The 15,473-nt window shown below is 34.2% G+C and carries 12 protein-coding genes and 4 pseudogenes; 2 read left to right on the top strand and 14 right to left on the bottom strand.

The features are described from left to right. Window positions 1-84: 84 nt before the first annotated feature. The 7 genes from MKX37_RS11900 to MKX37_RS11870 form a co-directional block, all read right to left on the bottom strand. On the bottom strand, window positions 85-1,668 hold the full coding sequence (locus MKX37_RS11900) for an aminotransferase class V-fold PLP-dependent enzyme (protein WP_002127409.1): 1,584 nt from the start codon (window positions 1,666-1,668) through the stop codon (window positions 85-87). 69 nt (window positions 1,669-1,737) lie between these two features. Continuing rightward, window positions 1,738-2,286 (bottom strand): glycerol-3-phosphate 1-O-acyltransferase PlsY, encoded by a 549-nt coding sequence (gene plsY, locus MKX37_RS11895; RefSeq protein ID WP_002127407.1) that lies wholly within the window; start codon window positions 2,284-2,286, stop codon window positions 1,738-1,740. Window positions 2,287-2,421: 135 nt separating this feature from the next. Beyond that, complete coding sequence (locus tag MKX37_RS11890) at window positions 2,422-3,321, bottom strand: BadF/BadG/BcrA/BcrD ATPase family protein (protein WP_078422410.1); 900 nt, start codon at window positions 3,319-3,321, stop codon at window positions 2,422-2,424. An 18-nt stretch (window positions 3,322-3,339) separates the two neighbouring features. Further along, window positions 3,340-4,491 carry an anhydro-N-acetylmuramic acid kinase AnmK gene (anmK, locus tag MKX37_RS11885; RefSeq protein WP_078422413.1) on the bottom strand — a complete coding sequence of 384 codons (1,152 nt, stop codon included), beginning with the start codon at window positions 4,489-4,491 and terminating at the stop codon, window positions 3,340-3,342. Between the two features lie 22 nt (window positions 4,492-4,513). Further along, window positions 4,514-4,780 carry a hypothetical protein gene (locus MKX37_RS11880; protein WP_016126936.1) on the bottom strand — a complete coding sequence of 89 codons (267 nt, stop codon included), beginning with the start codon at window positions 4,778-4,780 and terminating at the stop codon, window positions 4,514-4,516. 78 nt (window positions 4,781-4,858) lie between these two features. Continuing rightward, window positions 4,859-6,142: a PTS sugar transporter subunit IIC gene (locus MKX37_RS11875; RefSeq protein ID WP_033731045.1), complete on the bottom strand. Its 1,284-nt coding sequence runs from the start codon at window positions 6,140-6,142 to the stop codon at window positions 4,859-4,861. Between the two features lie 11 nt (window positions 6,143-6,153). After that, the gene (locus MKX37_RS11870; protein WP_000865895.1) at window positions 6,154-6,459 is read right to left on the bottom strand and encodes a PTS sugar transporter subunit IIB; all 306 of its coding nucleotides are present in this window, start codon (window positions 6,457-6,459) and stop codon (window positions 6,154-6,156) included. Between the two features lie 226 nt (window positions 6,460-6,685). On the opposite strand from MKX37_RS11870, the pseudogene MKX37_RS11865 reads away from it, so the two are divergent. Next, window positions 6,686-7,020, top strand: a pseudogene (locus MKX37_RS11865) (family 10 glycosylhydrolase); the annotation flags it as partial. Between the two features lie 64 nt (window positions 7,021-7,084). Here MKX37_RS11865 and MKX37_RS11860 read toward each other — a convergent pair. The 3 genes and pseudogenes from MKX37_RS11860 to MKX37_RS11850 all read right to left on the bottom strand — a co-directional run. Beyond that, window positions 7,085-7,792, bottom strand: a complete 708-nt coding sequence (locus MKX37_RS11860; protein WP_002127399.1) for an IS6 family transposase — start codon at window positions 7,790-7,792, stop codon at window positions 7,085-7,087. A 152-nt stretch (window positions 7,793-7,944) separates the two neighbouring features. After that, window positions 7,945-8,814: a hypothetical protein gene (locus MKX37_RS11855; protein ID WP_078422414.1), complete on the bottom strand. Its 870-nt coding sequence runs from the start codon at window positions 8,812-8,814 to the stop codon at window positions 7,945-7,947. 260 nt (window positions 8,815-9,074) lie between these two features. Further along, window positions 9,075-9,280 (bottom strand): annotated as a pseudogene (locus MKX37_RS11850) (CPBP family glutamic-type intramembrane protease); the annotation flags it as partial. Window positions 9,281-9,725: 445 nt separating this feature from the next. Here MKX37_RS11850 and MKX37_RS11845 point away from each other — a divergent pair. Further along, complete coding sequence (locus MKX37_RS11845) at window positions 9,726-11,510, top strand: M60 family metallopeptidase (protein ID WP_078203986.1); 1,785 nt, start codon at window positions 9,726-9,728, stop codon at window positions 11,508-11,510. A 646-nt stretch (window positions 11,511-12,156) separates the two neighbouring features. On the opposite strand, the pseudogene MKX37_RS11840 reads toward MKX37_RS11845, so the two are convergent. The 4 genes and pseudogenes from MKX37_RS11840 to MKX37_RS11825 form a co-directional block, all read right to left on the bottom strand. Beyond that, window positions 12,157-12,252: pseudogene (locus tag MKX37_RS11840) on the bottom strand (helix-turn-helix domain-containing protein); the annotation flags it as partial. A gap of 312 nt (window positions 12,253-12,564) precedes the next feature. Continuing rightward, window positions 12,565-13,329, bottom strand: a pseudogene (locus MKX37_RS11835) (Rpn family recombination-promoting nuclease/putative transposase); the annotation flags it as partial. A gap of 131 nt (window positions 13,330-13,460) precedes the next feature. Next, a complete protein-coding gene (locus tag MKX37_RS11830; RefSeq protein WP_002127394.1) occupies window positions 13,461-14,429 on the bottom strand; it encodes a sugar phosphate isomerase/epimerase family protein in 969 nt (322 codons plus the stop codon). Further along, window positions 14,430-15,467 (bottom strand): Gfo/Idh/MocA family protein, encoded by a 1,038-nt coding sequence (locus MKX37_RS11825; protein WP_419761039.1) that lies wholly within the window; start codon window positions 15,465-15,467, stop codon window positions 14,430-14,432. Between the last annotated feature and the right edge of the window lie 6 nt (window positions 15,468-15,473).

Below are 15,473 nucleotides of genomic sequence, written 5' to 3'. Positions count from 1 at the left end.
ACTCTTGTCAAAAAATGCACTTCTATACACTTAGCAAGTGTGACTCATAGCCTTGTAGAAATTATATAATAAATATACAAGCATTTACGTTAAAAGAACTTTCTTTAACACACACATCTGCAAACAATTTAACATCCTCTTCATATCACGTTCTTTATAGTGATTCAGACATGCTATTTGAATCCAGTTATTCTTTTGTAAATATGCTGATTCATAATGAACAATATATCCTTGTAATGCTAATGCATCACCTACTGCCTTAGAACACTGCCCTTCGTTTAATTGAATGGTAAGAACAATTTGAGCGGCATGATCTTTAGGTGAAACAAGCTTTAAACCCATAGTATTAATAGCTTGTTCAATATAAGCATACGCCTCTTTTATTTTTTCAAATGCCTCTTCATCTTCAAGTCGCTTCAATGCTTCTTGCAATGCATAAATTAAATTCCATGAATGGGAGTATGGGATACTTTCATTTTCTTCGTACATACCAATGTCCATATAAGCAGGTACTGCCTCGTTTACTTTTACAATGTGGTTATGAAAAACGAAAGATAATCCTGTATATGATTTAATCGCTTTTCCGCTAACACCACTTGCAAAATATACATCCTTCAAATTTATTGGTATTGCTCCAATTGAGCTTATACAATCTACACATAGTTTCATTTGATATTTTTTACAAAGAATGTTTAGTTCTTCTAAATTATTTAACATTCCAGTTGATGTTTCATGGTGAACAAACCAAAGCCATTCATAATTTCCAGTTGCCATTATTTTTTCTAATTCTGTATAAAGAAACGGCTCTGCCATTTCTTTTTTATGCGTATCATAATGTAATTGCGCACGTGTTGCATGTCCCACTAACCTATTTCCAAATTCCCCATTTGTTAAAACTAGTCCTTTCCCTTTTAAAGAATTCAACTGTAAAGCAATGGCATCATTCGCTAACGTCCCTGTTCCTAACATTATTTGCACACGTTTTGCTTTTGTTATTTGCAGTAAACGTTTTTTTACATTTTCCATTGTCACTTGAAATGACTTAGAACGATGCGAAATAGGCTTAGTAGAAAATGCCTTTCGAACATTTTCTTCAATATCCACTGGACCAGGTAAAAACGTATATTCTTTCGTCATAATACCCCCAACACTCGACTCTTCAAACATAGCTGGGGTAACATACATTGGCTGGAAGGCTGCTTCTTCAGTACCAACTAACGTATGGAAAGATTTGAATCCCATTTGCTCATATAAAGGTAGTTCACGTGTTGTAGCAGAAATGAGTGCCAATTCATATCCATTTAGAAGCAAATAACGATGTAAAAAGCGAATTAAACCTAACAATGCTCTTCCATTTCGATATTCACGTTCTACTGAAAGTAAACGAATTTCATATACATTTTCTCCATGTTCTTGCAAATAAAAATCTAGATTTGGAATTTTATAATCTAACGAGAATGGTCGTTTTCCTCGCAATGCAACCATACCTACTAACTTATCGTCATCTAAACAAATTAAATATGTATTTTCTTCATGGAAACGATCTATACGAACACGATCTTTCGTTTCTTCATGTTGCGGAATTTCTTCTACAAATGTTTTATAATTCAATTTTTGTATACTTTCAAATTCCCAAGCTTGATCAGCAACTTTATAAATTAACCCCATGTTGTATCTCCTTTATGTATTTAATAAAAATTATAAGTGGAGATTAACTCCACTTATTAAAAGTTCATTTCATTCTCGATTTACATATAAAATAAGTACAATGATAAGTGCACTTAAAATAGTCGTAACAATAGAGTAAGAATACAAAATCATGCAAACTGGTAAACAAGCGATTGTAATTAGTCCGGGCTTAGTAAATCCTTTAAAGATTAAATAAAATATAATGAAAACAGCAATAAGAGTAAGCGCTATCAAATAATCAAATGCAATTAAACCTCCAATAAATGTTGAAATGCCTTTTCCGCCCTTGCCTTTAAATAAAATTGGGTAAATATGTCCAAGTATAACAGCCAGTAAAGCTAACATTACAAATGTAGAATCTTCGAAAAGGTATTTTGCAATAGAAACTACGATTGCCCCTTTGATCGCATCACCTAAAAATGTAGCGACGAAAGACCCTTTTCCATATACGCGCCCCATATTTCTTGCGCCAGGATTACCACTTCCTTCTTCACGAATATCAACATTATGTTTCCATTTCGTTACTATATAAGCGGTCAATATGTTTCCAAATAAATAAGAAGCCACCAAATACAAAAATTGCATACTATTAATCATGTAATCATTCACTTTCTACATGGGAGTACTTATACAATATTCAATGACTATGTATATTGTACTTTTTCTTGCTTTACATCCCTTTGTATATTTTAACATCATATTTTTACAAATCATACAAAAATTCTCATACTTCTATTTTATAAAATATACACCCTTCATTAAATGATATGTTCCTTTCACTGCCATTTCTGATGGTGATACGAATATAACTTCTCCCATACTTTTCTCACAGCATTTCTTAAATTCAGTATATATTTCAGGAACTAAACGCAATATGCTACCACTTACTGCAATTGGAGTTGAAAGCTTAAATTGCATCTTATTATAAACATCTACTGTAATTTTCGCTAATTCCTTACCAGCTTGCATCATAATTTCATGTGCATCATCATTCCCATTTCTCGCTTCCTGAATAATTAATGGTGCGATTGCTGCAACTTTATCTTTTGAAGAACTATATACTAGTCTTTTTATATGAGATGATGTTAAAAGTCGAAACTCGTCTTGAATCCTTAAGCTTAATGGACAAAGTCTAACTCCTTGATCAAATTGATTTGCCATTCTCTTTAAACCTTGTAACGCAATCCAATATCCGCTTCCTTCATCGCCTAAAATATGTCCCCATCCACCACTATACTCGTACACTTCGTCTTTCTTTCCTATACAAATTGCACCTGTACCACCTATAGTTAATATTCCATTCTTACCTTTTAAAGCAGCTGCATGTGCAATCATTGCGTCATTAAAAACTTCAATTTTCGTTTCATATTTCTTTATTAATCGTAATGTTAATTCATTTGTATTCGCTCCACTTATACCCGCTAACCCTAAACAAATACAAACGCAGTGCCCATCTATTAAAGCTTTCTTGCATTGATCGATCGCCTCCATAATATGCAAAACTGCTTTTTCATAATCTATTAATATATTTCCAAACCCACTTGTAGCTCTTACAAGTTCGTTTCCGTCTTTATCAAATGCAATTGCTTCTGTCTTCGTGCCCCCACCATCTACTCCAATCATATACTTCATATGTTCGCCTCATTTTCATCATCTTATTGGAGGGAATGTTATATTCCCTAAAACTACAGATTGCTCTGCACCTGTTGCGCTTGGCACATTACTCGGATTACGATGATGCGTTTCGTTTGCTAATATCGCAAAGGCGATTGCTTCTTTCGCCTCTGAAGAATAGCCTATATCTTCTTGAATGAATATCGCGCACTTTTCTTCCTTCAATCCATTTCGTATCATTTCAACAAGTGTACGATTATAACTGCCCCCACCACCTAAAATTACTTCATCGATTTCATAATACGGCAGAATAAACTCCTTATAATGATGAAAAATTGAACTTGCTGTAAACATCGTGACAGTCTTCAAAAGATTTTCTTTACCATGCTTTTCAAACCGCTTCAATAATTCACTTACAAACTCTTCTCCAAACTGTTCTCTACCAGTTGATTTCGGTGGATTCATTTTCAAAAATGGATGGTTCATACAATATGTCAAAATTTCATCTACAACTACTCCTTGTTTTGAAATCCTACCATTTTGATCATATGGCAACTGAAATAATCTTTGACATACATCATCGATTACCATATTTCCTGGGCCAGTATCAAAAGCAATAACGCTCTTATCACTTAGATGACTTGGTATTACTGTAACATTACCGATTCCGCCAATATTTTGTAGTAATCTATTTTTAGTTTGATGACGATACAAAATGACCTCTGAATATGGCACAAGTGGTGCACCTTGTCCCCCTGCTGCCATATCCATCGTTCGAAAATTAGAGATAACCGTAGTGTTCGTTTCATATGCTATAACTGCTGGTTCTCCAATTTGCAATGTGGAAGGAATCATATTACCATCTTGCTTTGGCTGATGATAAATCGTTTGTCCGTGAGAACCAATTACATCTAATTGTCCCAAAGGAAAATTGGCCTCTTTACAAACTTCCTTTACAGCATTGGCGAAGCATAAACCGAGTTTGAAATTTAAACTGCATATGAGTTGTACATTTGAATTCTCTATTGATAATGCCTGCTGGATCTCATTTTTCATATCATTACTAAATGGCACAGTAGTAAAATGGATGAGTTCAACTTTAGAACCTACACCGCTTCCTTCTATATGAACGAGTGCTACATCTATTCCATCTAATGAAGTACCGGACATAATCCCTGCAATATACATAGCATGCATGACCTCCCCTTTACTAAAAAACAATCATGTAAGTTACAAACGTACAACCGATCGAAAATAATATAAATCTATAAAATAACTGAGCTTTTGATGCAAACGATCCATCAATAAAAGAAACAACTACTGTAAGCAAAATACTTGCCGCAATGCTTGTAACGAGCCATATACTATGCATTTGTGATAGATGTAGCATTCTTAATAAAGGTACGAAAAGGAAATTCGCACATATCACTCCAAATAATAATAAGAATACACCTTTATAACTAAATTTTATATTCATTCCATTTCACCCTCTCTGGACTTCATGTGAAAGAAGTGATAGACAAAATGCCTATCACTCAAAAATAAAATATTAAACTTACGGATTAACAGATTCCCCATCACCATTTTTCTCAATTTCAAGCATGTTTTTGTCGTACATTTTAAAGAATGGTAAATAAATAAGGAATGATATTGTTATGTTTATAAATACGAGTACAATCGCTCTCCAATCCCCACCTGTTGCTAAATATGCACCAATTGGAGCTGGTAATGTCCACGGCGGCATAATATGTGTTGGCGTTACAAATCCCATCGCAGTTGCTGAATATGCAACAGTTGCTGTTACGAGTGGTGTAATGATAAACGGGATAATTAAAATTGGATTTAGTACAATCGGTAATCCGAAAATAACAGGTTCATTAATATTAAAAATACCAGGAACAATACAAGTTCTTGATAATGCTTTCGAATATTTTGATCGACCAAATACAATCATAGCTAATACAAGCCCTAACGTCGCACCAGAACCGCCAATCCATATAAACCATTGGTATAACGGCTCTGGTGATATGAATGGTAACTGATCTGCTCCACTAGCAACTGCTTCACCATTTTTCCCTAAGTATACTTCCCATAATGGCCGAGCAACAGTTCCAACAACCGACACACCATGGATTCCGAATGACCAAAAAAATGTAATTAAAAACACTGGAATGATTACACCGAAGTAACTATCACCAGCTTTTACTAACGGTGCCGCTAATTTATCAACTACATGATGTAAATCAATACTAAAAACGACAGTTACTAAACTCATTAAAATAATAACGAATGCAGCAGGTATAAGTGCTTCAAACGAACGTGAAACAGACGGCGGTACTTGTTCTGGCATTTTAATCATTACATTTTTCGTCTTACAAAATCTTAAAATCTCAACTGATAAAATAGAAACAATCATTGTCACGAATAATCCATGACCTCCGAGATTTGTCATCGGAAGCATAAACCCTTTTTTATCAATTAATTCAGGCGTTAATGTTAATAGTAATGAACATACTGCAAGCTGTGCTCCTGATAAAGCATCTAGCTTATAACTTTTCGCTAAATTATACCCTATTCCAAATGCTATATATAAAGACATAATAAACATCGTTAAACGATATGGTATTAATATACTTGTTTGATTTTTTAATGCCCAAACAGATATGAAACTATCTTTCGGTAATGGTGGAAATGCTACGATTAAAAAGAAACTTCCTACAATAATAAATGGTAACGCTGAAATAACTCCATCACGGATTGCTTGTAAATGCCTCTGTTCAGAAAGCCTTGCCATCGGTCCAGATAAGTTTCTATCAAGAAACGTGACAAATTTATTCATAACGCTTCCCCCTAACTAATTAAATCATTTACAGTTTTTAATAAAGTCGGTCCGCCAAGCGGCGTGTATGCTTGTGGTGGTATGATACCGCACGGGATAGATTCCTCTTCTGCGAATTTTTTAACAGAGTCAAATCTATGTCTTACTTGAGGTGCAACCATTACAACGTCCCAGCCATTCTTTACTTCTTCCTCTATCTCACTTGTTCCAATGGCATGGACTTCCATGTTTACACCTTTTTTCTCCGCCTCTTTTTTTAAAGCGTTTACAACAATTGCGCTGGACATTCCTCCAGAACAAACGAATAAAACTTTCATTATTGAATCCTCCTATACTTATAAATTGTTTCTTTCAAATGAAAGAAAGTTTCACTTTACTAACAAGCATATGAAGAAATGAAACGATTTAGTTATACTGAAAGTAAATTTCACTAAAAATATTTTTCCTATTAAATTAATGTTTCAATATTTATTTTTCTCAATTGCAGGGCCAACCTAACATCATATATTATTTTAAATAATCGTATAATAGGGAGGCGTATAAATGATTATGAAACGTTTAGTAATGATGTGCTATATCGTCATCTTGTTTACTCCTTTCTCTTTCATTTCCCCTCACTCTACTTATGCTGAAGTAAATACTACTTACAAAAAACATGAATTACGCCTGTATGGATAGCATCTGTTCTCAATATTGATTGGCCTTCAAAAACTGGCTTACCTATTGAAAAGCAGAAACAAGAATTTATAAGACTATTAGACGATGTAAAAAACACTGGTATGAATGCAGTCGTTGTACAAATTAAACCGACTGCTGATGCTTTCTATCCTTCAAATTACGGTCCTTGGTCTGAATACATTACGGGTACACAAGGAAAAGGGTTCTGGTGCAAAAATAAAACAAAAGAGAATAAAGCACATATATTCCTAACGGAATCGTATCTTATATTACAAGTCCAAACAATTGATGGATAAATTCTTTTTGATTTTGGACAGACTGGTTCCGTAAAGCAATCTGTTCTTTTTTAATCATATGCATGGCTTCTACTCCAGAAAGAATGGATGTAGCTGTGTCAAAAGATTTAAGACCTAGCATAGAACGGATTCGCTTCTTTATAAAGCGATGATCTTGTTCTACTATGTTATTCAAGTACTTTTGTTGTCTAAGTCGCATACCGCTAGGTATGCTTTTTTCTTTTTTTAACTGTTCAATTGCTATCGGATAAGCTGGATTCTTATCGACTGTTATCACACGTGGCCTTGAAACATGAAAAGACCGCAAAGCTTTCTTGAGAAAGCGCCTTGCAGCCTTATGATCTCTTGTTTTGCTTAGGCAAAAATCGATTGTGTTTCCGTTCGAATCAACAGCACGATACAGGTACATCCATTGACCTTTTACTTTGATATATGTTTCATCGACTCTCCAAGAGTCATTTATTTGTTTGAGGTAACGTCGGATCCATTTGTCCAATTCAGGAGCATACTGATGAACCCAACGCATAATCGTTGTATGGGAAATGGATAAACCCCGTTCCTCCATCATTTCCACCAAATCACGAAAACTTAGGTTGTACCGTAGGTACCATCTTACCGTTAATAAAATAATATCAGGCTGATAGTGCTTCCATTTGAACCAATTTTTCTTTTCCATACCAATCACACACCTTTTTAGAGTATTAGTATGTCCAAGTTTTATAGATTTTTTGCACCAGAACCCATTTAGGCATTCATTTCAATAGATGCCTAAATGGGTGTTAAGGAGCATAGAAACTTTGGAATTCACTTCTGGTTTCACTTATGAATTTAAAGATTTCGCCACTCATCACATGCCTTGCGAATATTTTTACGCATATTATTTGTAATTTCTAACCTGTCATTTAAGAAAGCATCTCTCTGTGAGATTATCTCATCTTTAGCACCCAAATAGACCCTTTGAATAGATGAAGCATTTCTACCAGCTTCCGTTAATCTATAACGTGGGATACCTGGAGATTCTGTGTACCATAGTGGATCTGTTAGTGATATAGGATCAGAATCATACATATGAACCTTTGTGTCTAAATTCTCATCCCATTCATCTACAAAATTAAACCTGTATTTGAGTGTAGGATAAAAATTAGAAGTAGTAGGAGCAGTAATCATATCGTAAAGTCCACTATTAGCATACATTGCATCACCTATACTTACATTTGTAAAGTAAACTAATTTGTCACCACGTGGTTCACATAAAGCAGCATACTCATCCCCACAACGACTTAAAGTAGCTTTATACCCAGAGTCAATTTCACTAAGAGATTTTATGTCAGTTAGATGCAAAGTACAAATGTAAACAAGGGCTGTTATACCTTCAAACGTTTCAAAACGTACTAAATCTGATACTAAATCTGAACCATCGTCATATATGCCGTGTAAAATATTTACATCACCGCTCTCTGGATAGCCCTGAAGACGTCTCGCAATACTGTCACAATTAGCTACATAGTGATCTAAAAAGGCTTGGTCAATTATTTTTTTAACCCTATCACAAATTTCTTCTACTGCTTGTTTCACCGCTTCTTGAGCACTATCTTCTGATGGAAACATTTCGCTTATTATTGCTGTACCTATTGAAGAACCCAAAGAACTAGCTCCTATTTCTAATATTTTCTGCCAGTTTAACTCGTTATTTATCATAATGAACACTCCTTTATAATTTAGAATGCTCACTATCATTTCAGTTTTATACATTTTTATACCCTTATGCATTTTGGACACACTTTAAGCGGTTTGGTATATACAGATATATGAAATTATCAGTGTTTCAAGAATCGGCTTTACCCCTATACGATAGCCCTCTTCAAAAAATATCTACCGTATTTGCACATGTGGACACGTGGACATTTATATAAGTTCGCATTTACACATTTACACATTTACACATGTGTAACAATCCACTACAAACTTGTAGCCAAAAATACAAAAAAATTAAATGATATATGGGCTACTATTGGTACTTTTATATCCCTAGTCTTTTCATAAATCCACTCATATAGGCATCCGTTTATAAAGTAAGGGAAGAATCAAAATGCATGGCTACAAGGATACCATTAGCAATGACAATCGCTGTTGTACGATTGATTGGTTCAAACAGTTTTTCTATTCGGGGTTCAGCCGAGATACGTGTAAAAACAGGTTGTGAACTATATTTTACATAAATGTTAAAGATTTACATTTATTTTACATTAATGTAAATTTTTTACTCTTTATTCCTTTCTCAATTGTGGAATTTTTTTCTTTAATTATACTTAATATGGAAGTCTAATGTTAGTTGTAGGATTTTGAGATAAGACATTTATCTTAAAATCTTACTGAGAGGAGTGATTTATGTATGACTTAAGAATTAAATGAAAGTAATATGCTTCTAGAAAAATCAAAAAAGACTTGGAAGTTTTAGACTCCTATGCTTTTTTATCTTATTCATCAAAAAATATAAACAATATTGTTCAAAATAAATATTCATTTAATAAATCCACTTGTGGAATTATTGAGAAAATCGGTATTTCGTATAAACATTAGAACAGATCTGAATGAAAGGACTGAATTATATGAACAGAAGAAAGAATGGTAAATTACAAAAACCAATCAAGTTGTTTGCGACATCCGCTATTTTAGCAACCACGTTATTTGTACCTATTAGTGCAAACAATTTAGATGTACATGCTGAAACTGCACAAGCTGCAACTCAATTTGAACAGAGGGAGTTCGACCTTCCAGCAACAAGGAGTTATTGGGATGAAGCGAATAGAGAAAGAAGAGGTAACCAAAAAAATTATATGCCAACAGGAATCTATGTAAAACCAAATGAGCAGGTTACAATTACAGTATCAGGAACACAAAAGATTAGAGCGATTATTGGGACCCATCAATATGATAAAGAATGGGGAAAAGAAATTGATCTTTCTCCTGGTTCTAATACCATCTCTTCTCCAAACGGCGGCTTATTAGGATTTGATAACTATCAAGATACAGGAACAGTTAAGGCGAAAGTAACACAAGGTGGTATCCCTGTTCCATTCTTTGAATTAGGGAAGCACACGAAAGAAGACTGGATTACCATGATGAACAAATATCCAGATGCACATGCTGTTCAACTAAAGTCAAAGAAAGCAGTACTTACCGTAACTCGTAATAGTGCCAATAAATATATTGTGAATCAAGACCCTATTCCTCTATTAGAAAAATACGATAAAATGATTGAGGCACAAGATAAGATATCAGGGTTATCTGAAACAGACCTTAATCCTTTACATCAGCCAACTCGTCGTATTTGGGCTTTTGTAGAAAACCCTAACGCACAAAGTTGGGGCATGTATGCAAGTTTGGATGGAGCCGTTTTTACGACTGCTGGTGAAGCAATCAAAAGCACTTTAAATGCAAATGAGTTTGGATGGGGACAAATGCATGAAGCGGGACATGCAAGACAACAATACCCATGGACGTGGAATGACTTAAGAAGTATGGGTGAAGTAACTGTTAATCTATATTCTTTAGTTGCAGACAAGAAAGTATATCCAAATAAACCAACACGTTTAGAATCAGAGGGAGATTATAATAGGGCCTTTGCATATCTAAAACAAACGAATAAAGAATATAAAAATATTGACGACCTGTTTGTAAAACTTGTTATGCTTTGGCAACTGCATTTAGCGTATGGTGAAGATTTTTATCCGTATCTTCACCAGCTATATCGAGGGATACCACATGATCAGCTTCCAAAAACAGATGAAGAGAAAATCCAAGCGTTTATTTACAATACATCGTTAGTAGCAAAACAAAATTTGCTTCCTTTCTTTGATCAGTGGGGACTGAAAGCATCACCAGAAACACGACAAAAAATCGAAGCTTTGAATAATCCAACATTAGTTGCACCTATCTGGGAAGCAACTGATTCTAAGCCCGTTAAACCACTAGCTATATTGTCAAAAAAAATAATGAAGGTAAGTGCAAATAGTGAGGAATCATGGCGTGATCCAGCAAGTAACGCGATCGATGACAATCCAAATACAATTTGGCATAGTCAATGGAACGCACCAAATCAATATCCATACAATTTAACGCTAGATCTCGGTCAACAAATACGAACCATCACCCAAGTAGCATATCTTCCAAGACAAGATTGGTCAGAGAATGGTATTATTTTAAACTACAATATTTATACAAGCATGGATGGTTCTAACTATAAAAAAGTAACGTCTGGAACATGGGACAATAATAGAGGGAAAAAATTTGCAACATTCGAACCTATTTCTGCGAAATATGTAAAACTAGAAGTAACAAACGGCATAAATGGGTATGCTTCAGCAGCTGAAGTAGATGTTTTAGGATATTAAAAGTTTGCGCATTTCATTTTTTGTTTTTACTTTGAAGTTTCTGATATGAAATTATATGAAATATTACAGTCATATCTTTCAAATTCAAATGATAAAAATAGATCCAAATAAAACAACATAGAACTATGTTGTCATTATAACAAAAAAATTATGTTATAGTATTTACTGAACATATGAATAGGATAACAACTATCTGCTGTTGGCAAGTAGTTATTTATCTAATAAAAAGATCCCTTGTTTCCAAGACAAGTGATCTTATATATATAATAATACAAATAAAAAATAAATCATTATTACTAATGGGGTATCACAAACAAAACGCGAATTTCGTACGCTAAGGGGTAATCGGCTTTTTACTGTTAACTCGTTTGTAGTAATCGAAGGAAGATTATATTTATAAGTATGGGTTGAATTCATCCATTTGATACTCTTTTTTTATTTCATTATTTAAAATCGTAATTGTAGGATTCAGGCTTTTCAATTTATTTATTGTTTGATTTGCATCTTTTATCTTATTTACTTCCAATTGAAGCTAGAAAAATATGACACTTATACAAATGAATAATATATAAACATAAGACCACCGGTTTAATAAATCAGTGGTCTTTTATTTAGAGAAGAATTTAGCTAATTAATTTCATGTTTTGAATACAAAGCGATTGCAACCAATGGTTTTAGCAATTAATATTTCTTGTTTCTTATTTAGGTAGATATAAAATTTATATGCTTTACTTACTAACATAGGGTGCACCTCACCTTTTTATACGATATCTACAGTATAAAAAAAACGTAGGCTTACGCCTACTGATATTCATCTCCCACCTAAAATTAGTGTTTTACACCTTTATATTTTTGAGGAAGGAGTCTTCTGTCAGAAACCGAAAAAAATGAGATACTCCCATTTTTTTCGGTCTTGGATTATTTCGTTTTCATTAGCTTGATAGTGATGTTTCCGTATCCCCTAAAAATAGAAAAAGAAGATTGAGACATCTCATCTTCTTTTCAGGCAGAGTTAGAGAAAGCATTTTATTGGGTAAAATACTTTCTCTAAGAACTAGCTCTGCAAAAATCGCTGTATTTCTATTTCTGGTAATCCTGTAAGCTTTGCAATGTCTTCTACAGACACACCATTTTTATGCATGCCTCGAATGAGTTGCATCTTTCCTTGCTCAACCCCTTGTTCAATTCCCTTTTTAATTCCTTGTTGTTCTGCATGAGCAAATTTTGCCGCCTCATCCATTAAGGCCTTTTCTCTTGCTTCATATGCTTGACGGAAAGAAGAATCTTGACTCATACGTTCCCATTTATTCATTGCTTTTTGTAAAATCGGATCTCGGTTCATGGCAATATCCTCCAATGTTTGTGTGAGATGTTCATCTTCATTCGCAGGTAATAATAATAACCAACGAACAAACGAATCTTCCCACGGATTGACTTTCTCTTCGCACCATTGCTGCATCAACTTTGGAATCTCTACTATATGAACTTCTATATCATCACTTAATAGCTTTTGTTGTTCCTGATTCCAAAGGATGCCTGTTGTATGAAATGCTTCATATTCAGGAAACATCGCAAAGTTTAACAGGTTAATTGTAATCGTTTTATGAAGTGAACTATATGGCATGCCCTTTTGCAATTGAGAAGTGTACAACCTTCCCCAATAATACAAACTGCGTTTAATCATATCATGATTGTTATTCAGCTGTATTTCTACATTTACCTTTGTTCCTATATCTAATGTAGCCGAAATATCTAAAATCGATAATTTATCTTCTTCATGTTCTCGATGTAAATGTGGATCTTCTAACTGTAGGGAAACTTTAGTTTACTTTCACCATCTATCAGTTTATTTCAACATAACATTCCGAGTTTCTAAAAAAAGAGAAGCTAATATTCTTTTACGAATGGCTTCTCTGAAAAAAATGTTACTCATTTCTTTTTCAAACGAAGTTACACCCACCACATCTGTGTAGGATTTTCTTCAATTAAAATAGATTGAAGATTTTTTGTGGCACGTTTAAATCCTTCTTGAACAGACATGAGTGGATCTTCGTGTTCGATACTTACAACATAATCATATCCATATGTACGAAGTGCACTCATCATTTGCGACCATTCTTCTAAGCTATGGCCACAACCAACAGAACGGAATGTCCAAGCTCTTGTTTCCACTTTATCGTAGGGCTGCATGTCTGTTAAACCATACATATTTACATTCTCTTGATCGATGTAAGTGTCTTTTGCATGAAAGTGATAAATTGCATTTTCTTTCATTAATAACTTAATAGCAGCGACAGGGTCAATTCCTTGCCACCATAAATGACTAGGGTCTAAGTTAGCACCTATCGCATTGCATGTTTCTTCACGTAGTTTTAGTAATGTATATGGCGTATGTACTAAGAAACCACCGTGAAGTTCTAAACCAATTTTTACACCATGTTCTTTTGCAAATTCACCAACTTGTTTCCAATAAGGAATGAGCTTTTCTTCCCATTGCCATTTTAAAATATCATTGTATTCATTTGGCCATGGTGCAACAGGCCAATTCGGGTATTTTGCGCCTTCATGGTCACCTGCTACGCCTGAAAAACAATTCACAACAGGTACGTCTAGTAGTGAAGCTATTTGAATGGTTTTTAACAATGTTTGATGAGATTCTGTTGCAAAAGCAGTATCTGGGGATAATGGATTTCCGTGACAACTAAAAGCGCTAATAATTAAGTCTCTTTTTTGTACATGTTCTATATATACGCTTCTGGCTTGTTCACTTTCTAATAATATATCTAAGTTACAGTGCGAACCTCCAGGATAACAACCTGTACCAATTTCTACTGCATGCAAACCAGCTGCTTGTACATAATCTAGCATTTCTTCAAATTCCATGTGAGAGAAAAGTGTTGTAAATACTCCTAATTTCATTTATCTTCCCGTCCTTTCTTCATGTGTGTTACTACTTTCGTAAATTGCATCAATAATTTGCGATACTTGTAGCGATTCCTCAGGCTTTACAATTAATTCTTCATCGTATAAGCAAGCTTTTATAAAGTTTTCTGCTTGCAAAATTCCAGGATCACCGTTATTTTTTATCCAAACCGGTTCACTATTTAATATCATATTATGTTTTATTGTATATAATTCAATTGGAAAAACATTTATTCCACCGTTTACTCCGGAAATACTCACATGTTCTTCATCATTTTTAATATTTGCTGCCCAAGAAGTTTCAAATAACAATGATGCTCCATTTTCAAACTTTATATATGCGGTAACATGATCATCAACTTGAAATGTTTTATAATCATATTTTCCCCACATGTTTACTTGATTTGGTAGCTTACTAACGGCATTATAGACACTACCAATGACTTCTGTTTGTTTTGGATTTCCAATTAACCAAAGTGCTAAATCAAGAAGATGACAACCGTAATCTATTAAACTTCCTCCGCCTTGTAATTCTTTATTTGTGAAAACGCCCCAGCCTGGTACTTTTCGGCGACGGAGTGCTTTAACACGAACAACAAGAGGTGTGCCAATCTCACCTATCATCACTTGTTTTGCAACTTGCGACTCTTTCATGTAACGATAATGATAAGCGATAGCAAGTTTTTTACCGTTGTTTTTTGCAGATTCTATCATTTTTTCGCATTCTGCCGCTGTTAAAGCCATCGGTTTTTCGCATAATACATGTTTCCCTGCTTGTAATGCTGCGATAGAAATCTCAGCATGAAACTTATTAGGTGTACAAATACAAACAGCATCAACTTCTTTAAAGACTTCTTCATACGTTTCAAATACATAAGGAATGTTATATGTTTCAGCGATTTGTTTTGCGTGTTCTATGTTTCTATCATGTATAGCCGTAATCGTACAATATTCATGTAACTTTACAAATGCAGGGATATGGCGACCTTGTGCAATTCCTCCGGCCCCTATTATTCCAATGCGTAGTTTCTTCATGTCTTC

Source organism: Bacillus sp. FSL R5-0709, assembly GCF_038004785.1.
Classification (GTDB): domain Bacteria; phylum Bacillota; class Bacilli; order Bacillales; family Bacillaceae_G; genus Bacillus_A; species Bacillus_A mycoides.
Note: the sequence above shows the minus strand (reverse complement) of the source record. Positions and strands in the feature narration are given on the sequence as shown.

Excerpts from the sequence above, each read along its gene's own strand:
- MKX37_RS11900 (WP_002127409.1), bottom strand. The coding sequence starts at position 1,668 with ATGGGGTTAATTTATAAAGTTGCTGATCAAGCTTGGGAATTTGAAAGT.
- plsY (WP_002127407.1), bottom strand. The coding sequence starts at position 2,286 with ATGATTAATAGTATGCAATTTTTGTATTTGGTGGCTTCTTATTTATTT.
- MKX37_RS11890 (WP_078422410.1), bottom strand. The coding sequence starts at position 3,321 with ATGAAGTATATGATTGGAGTAGATGGTGGGGGCACGAAGACAGAAGCA.
- anmK (WP_078422413.1), bottom strand. The coding sequence starts at position 4,491 with ATGTATATTGCAGGGATTATGTCCGGTACTTCATTAGATGGAATAGAT.
- MKX37_RS11880 (WP_016126936.1), bottom strand. The coding sequence starts at position 4,780 with ATGAATATAAAATTTAGTTATAAAGGTGTATTCTTATTATTATTTGGA.
- MKX37_RS11875 (WP_033731045.1), bottom strand. The coding sequence starts at position 6,142 with ATGAATAAATTTGTCACGTTTCTTGATAGAAACTTATCTGGACCGATG.
- MKX37_RS11870 (WP_000865895.1), bottom strand. The coding sequence starts at position 6,459 with ATGAAAGTTTTATTCGTTTGTTCTGGAGGAATGTCCAGCGCAATTGTT.
- MKX37_RS11860 (WP_002127399.1), bottom strand. The coding sequence starts at position 7,792 with ATGGAAAAGAAAAATTGGTTCAAATGGAAGCACTATCAGCCTGATATT.
- MKX37_RS11855 (WP_078422414.1), bottom strand. The coding sequence starts at position 8,814 with ATGATAAATAACGAGTTAAACTGGCAGAAAATATTAGAAATAGGAGCT.
- MKX37_RS11845 (WP_078203986.1), top strand. The coding sequence starts at position 9,726 with ATGAACAGAAGAAAGAATGGTAAATTACAAAAACCAATCAAGTTGTTT.
- MKX37_RS11830 (WP_002127394.1), bottom strand. The coding sequence starts at position 14,429 with ATGAAATTAGGAGTATTTACAACACTTTTCTCTCACATGGAATTTGAA.
- MKX37_RS11825 (WP_419761039.1), bottom strand. The coding sequence starts at position 15,467 with ATGAAGAAACTACGCATTGGAATAATAGGGGCCGGAGGAATTGCACAA.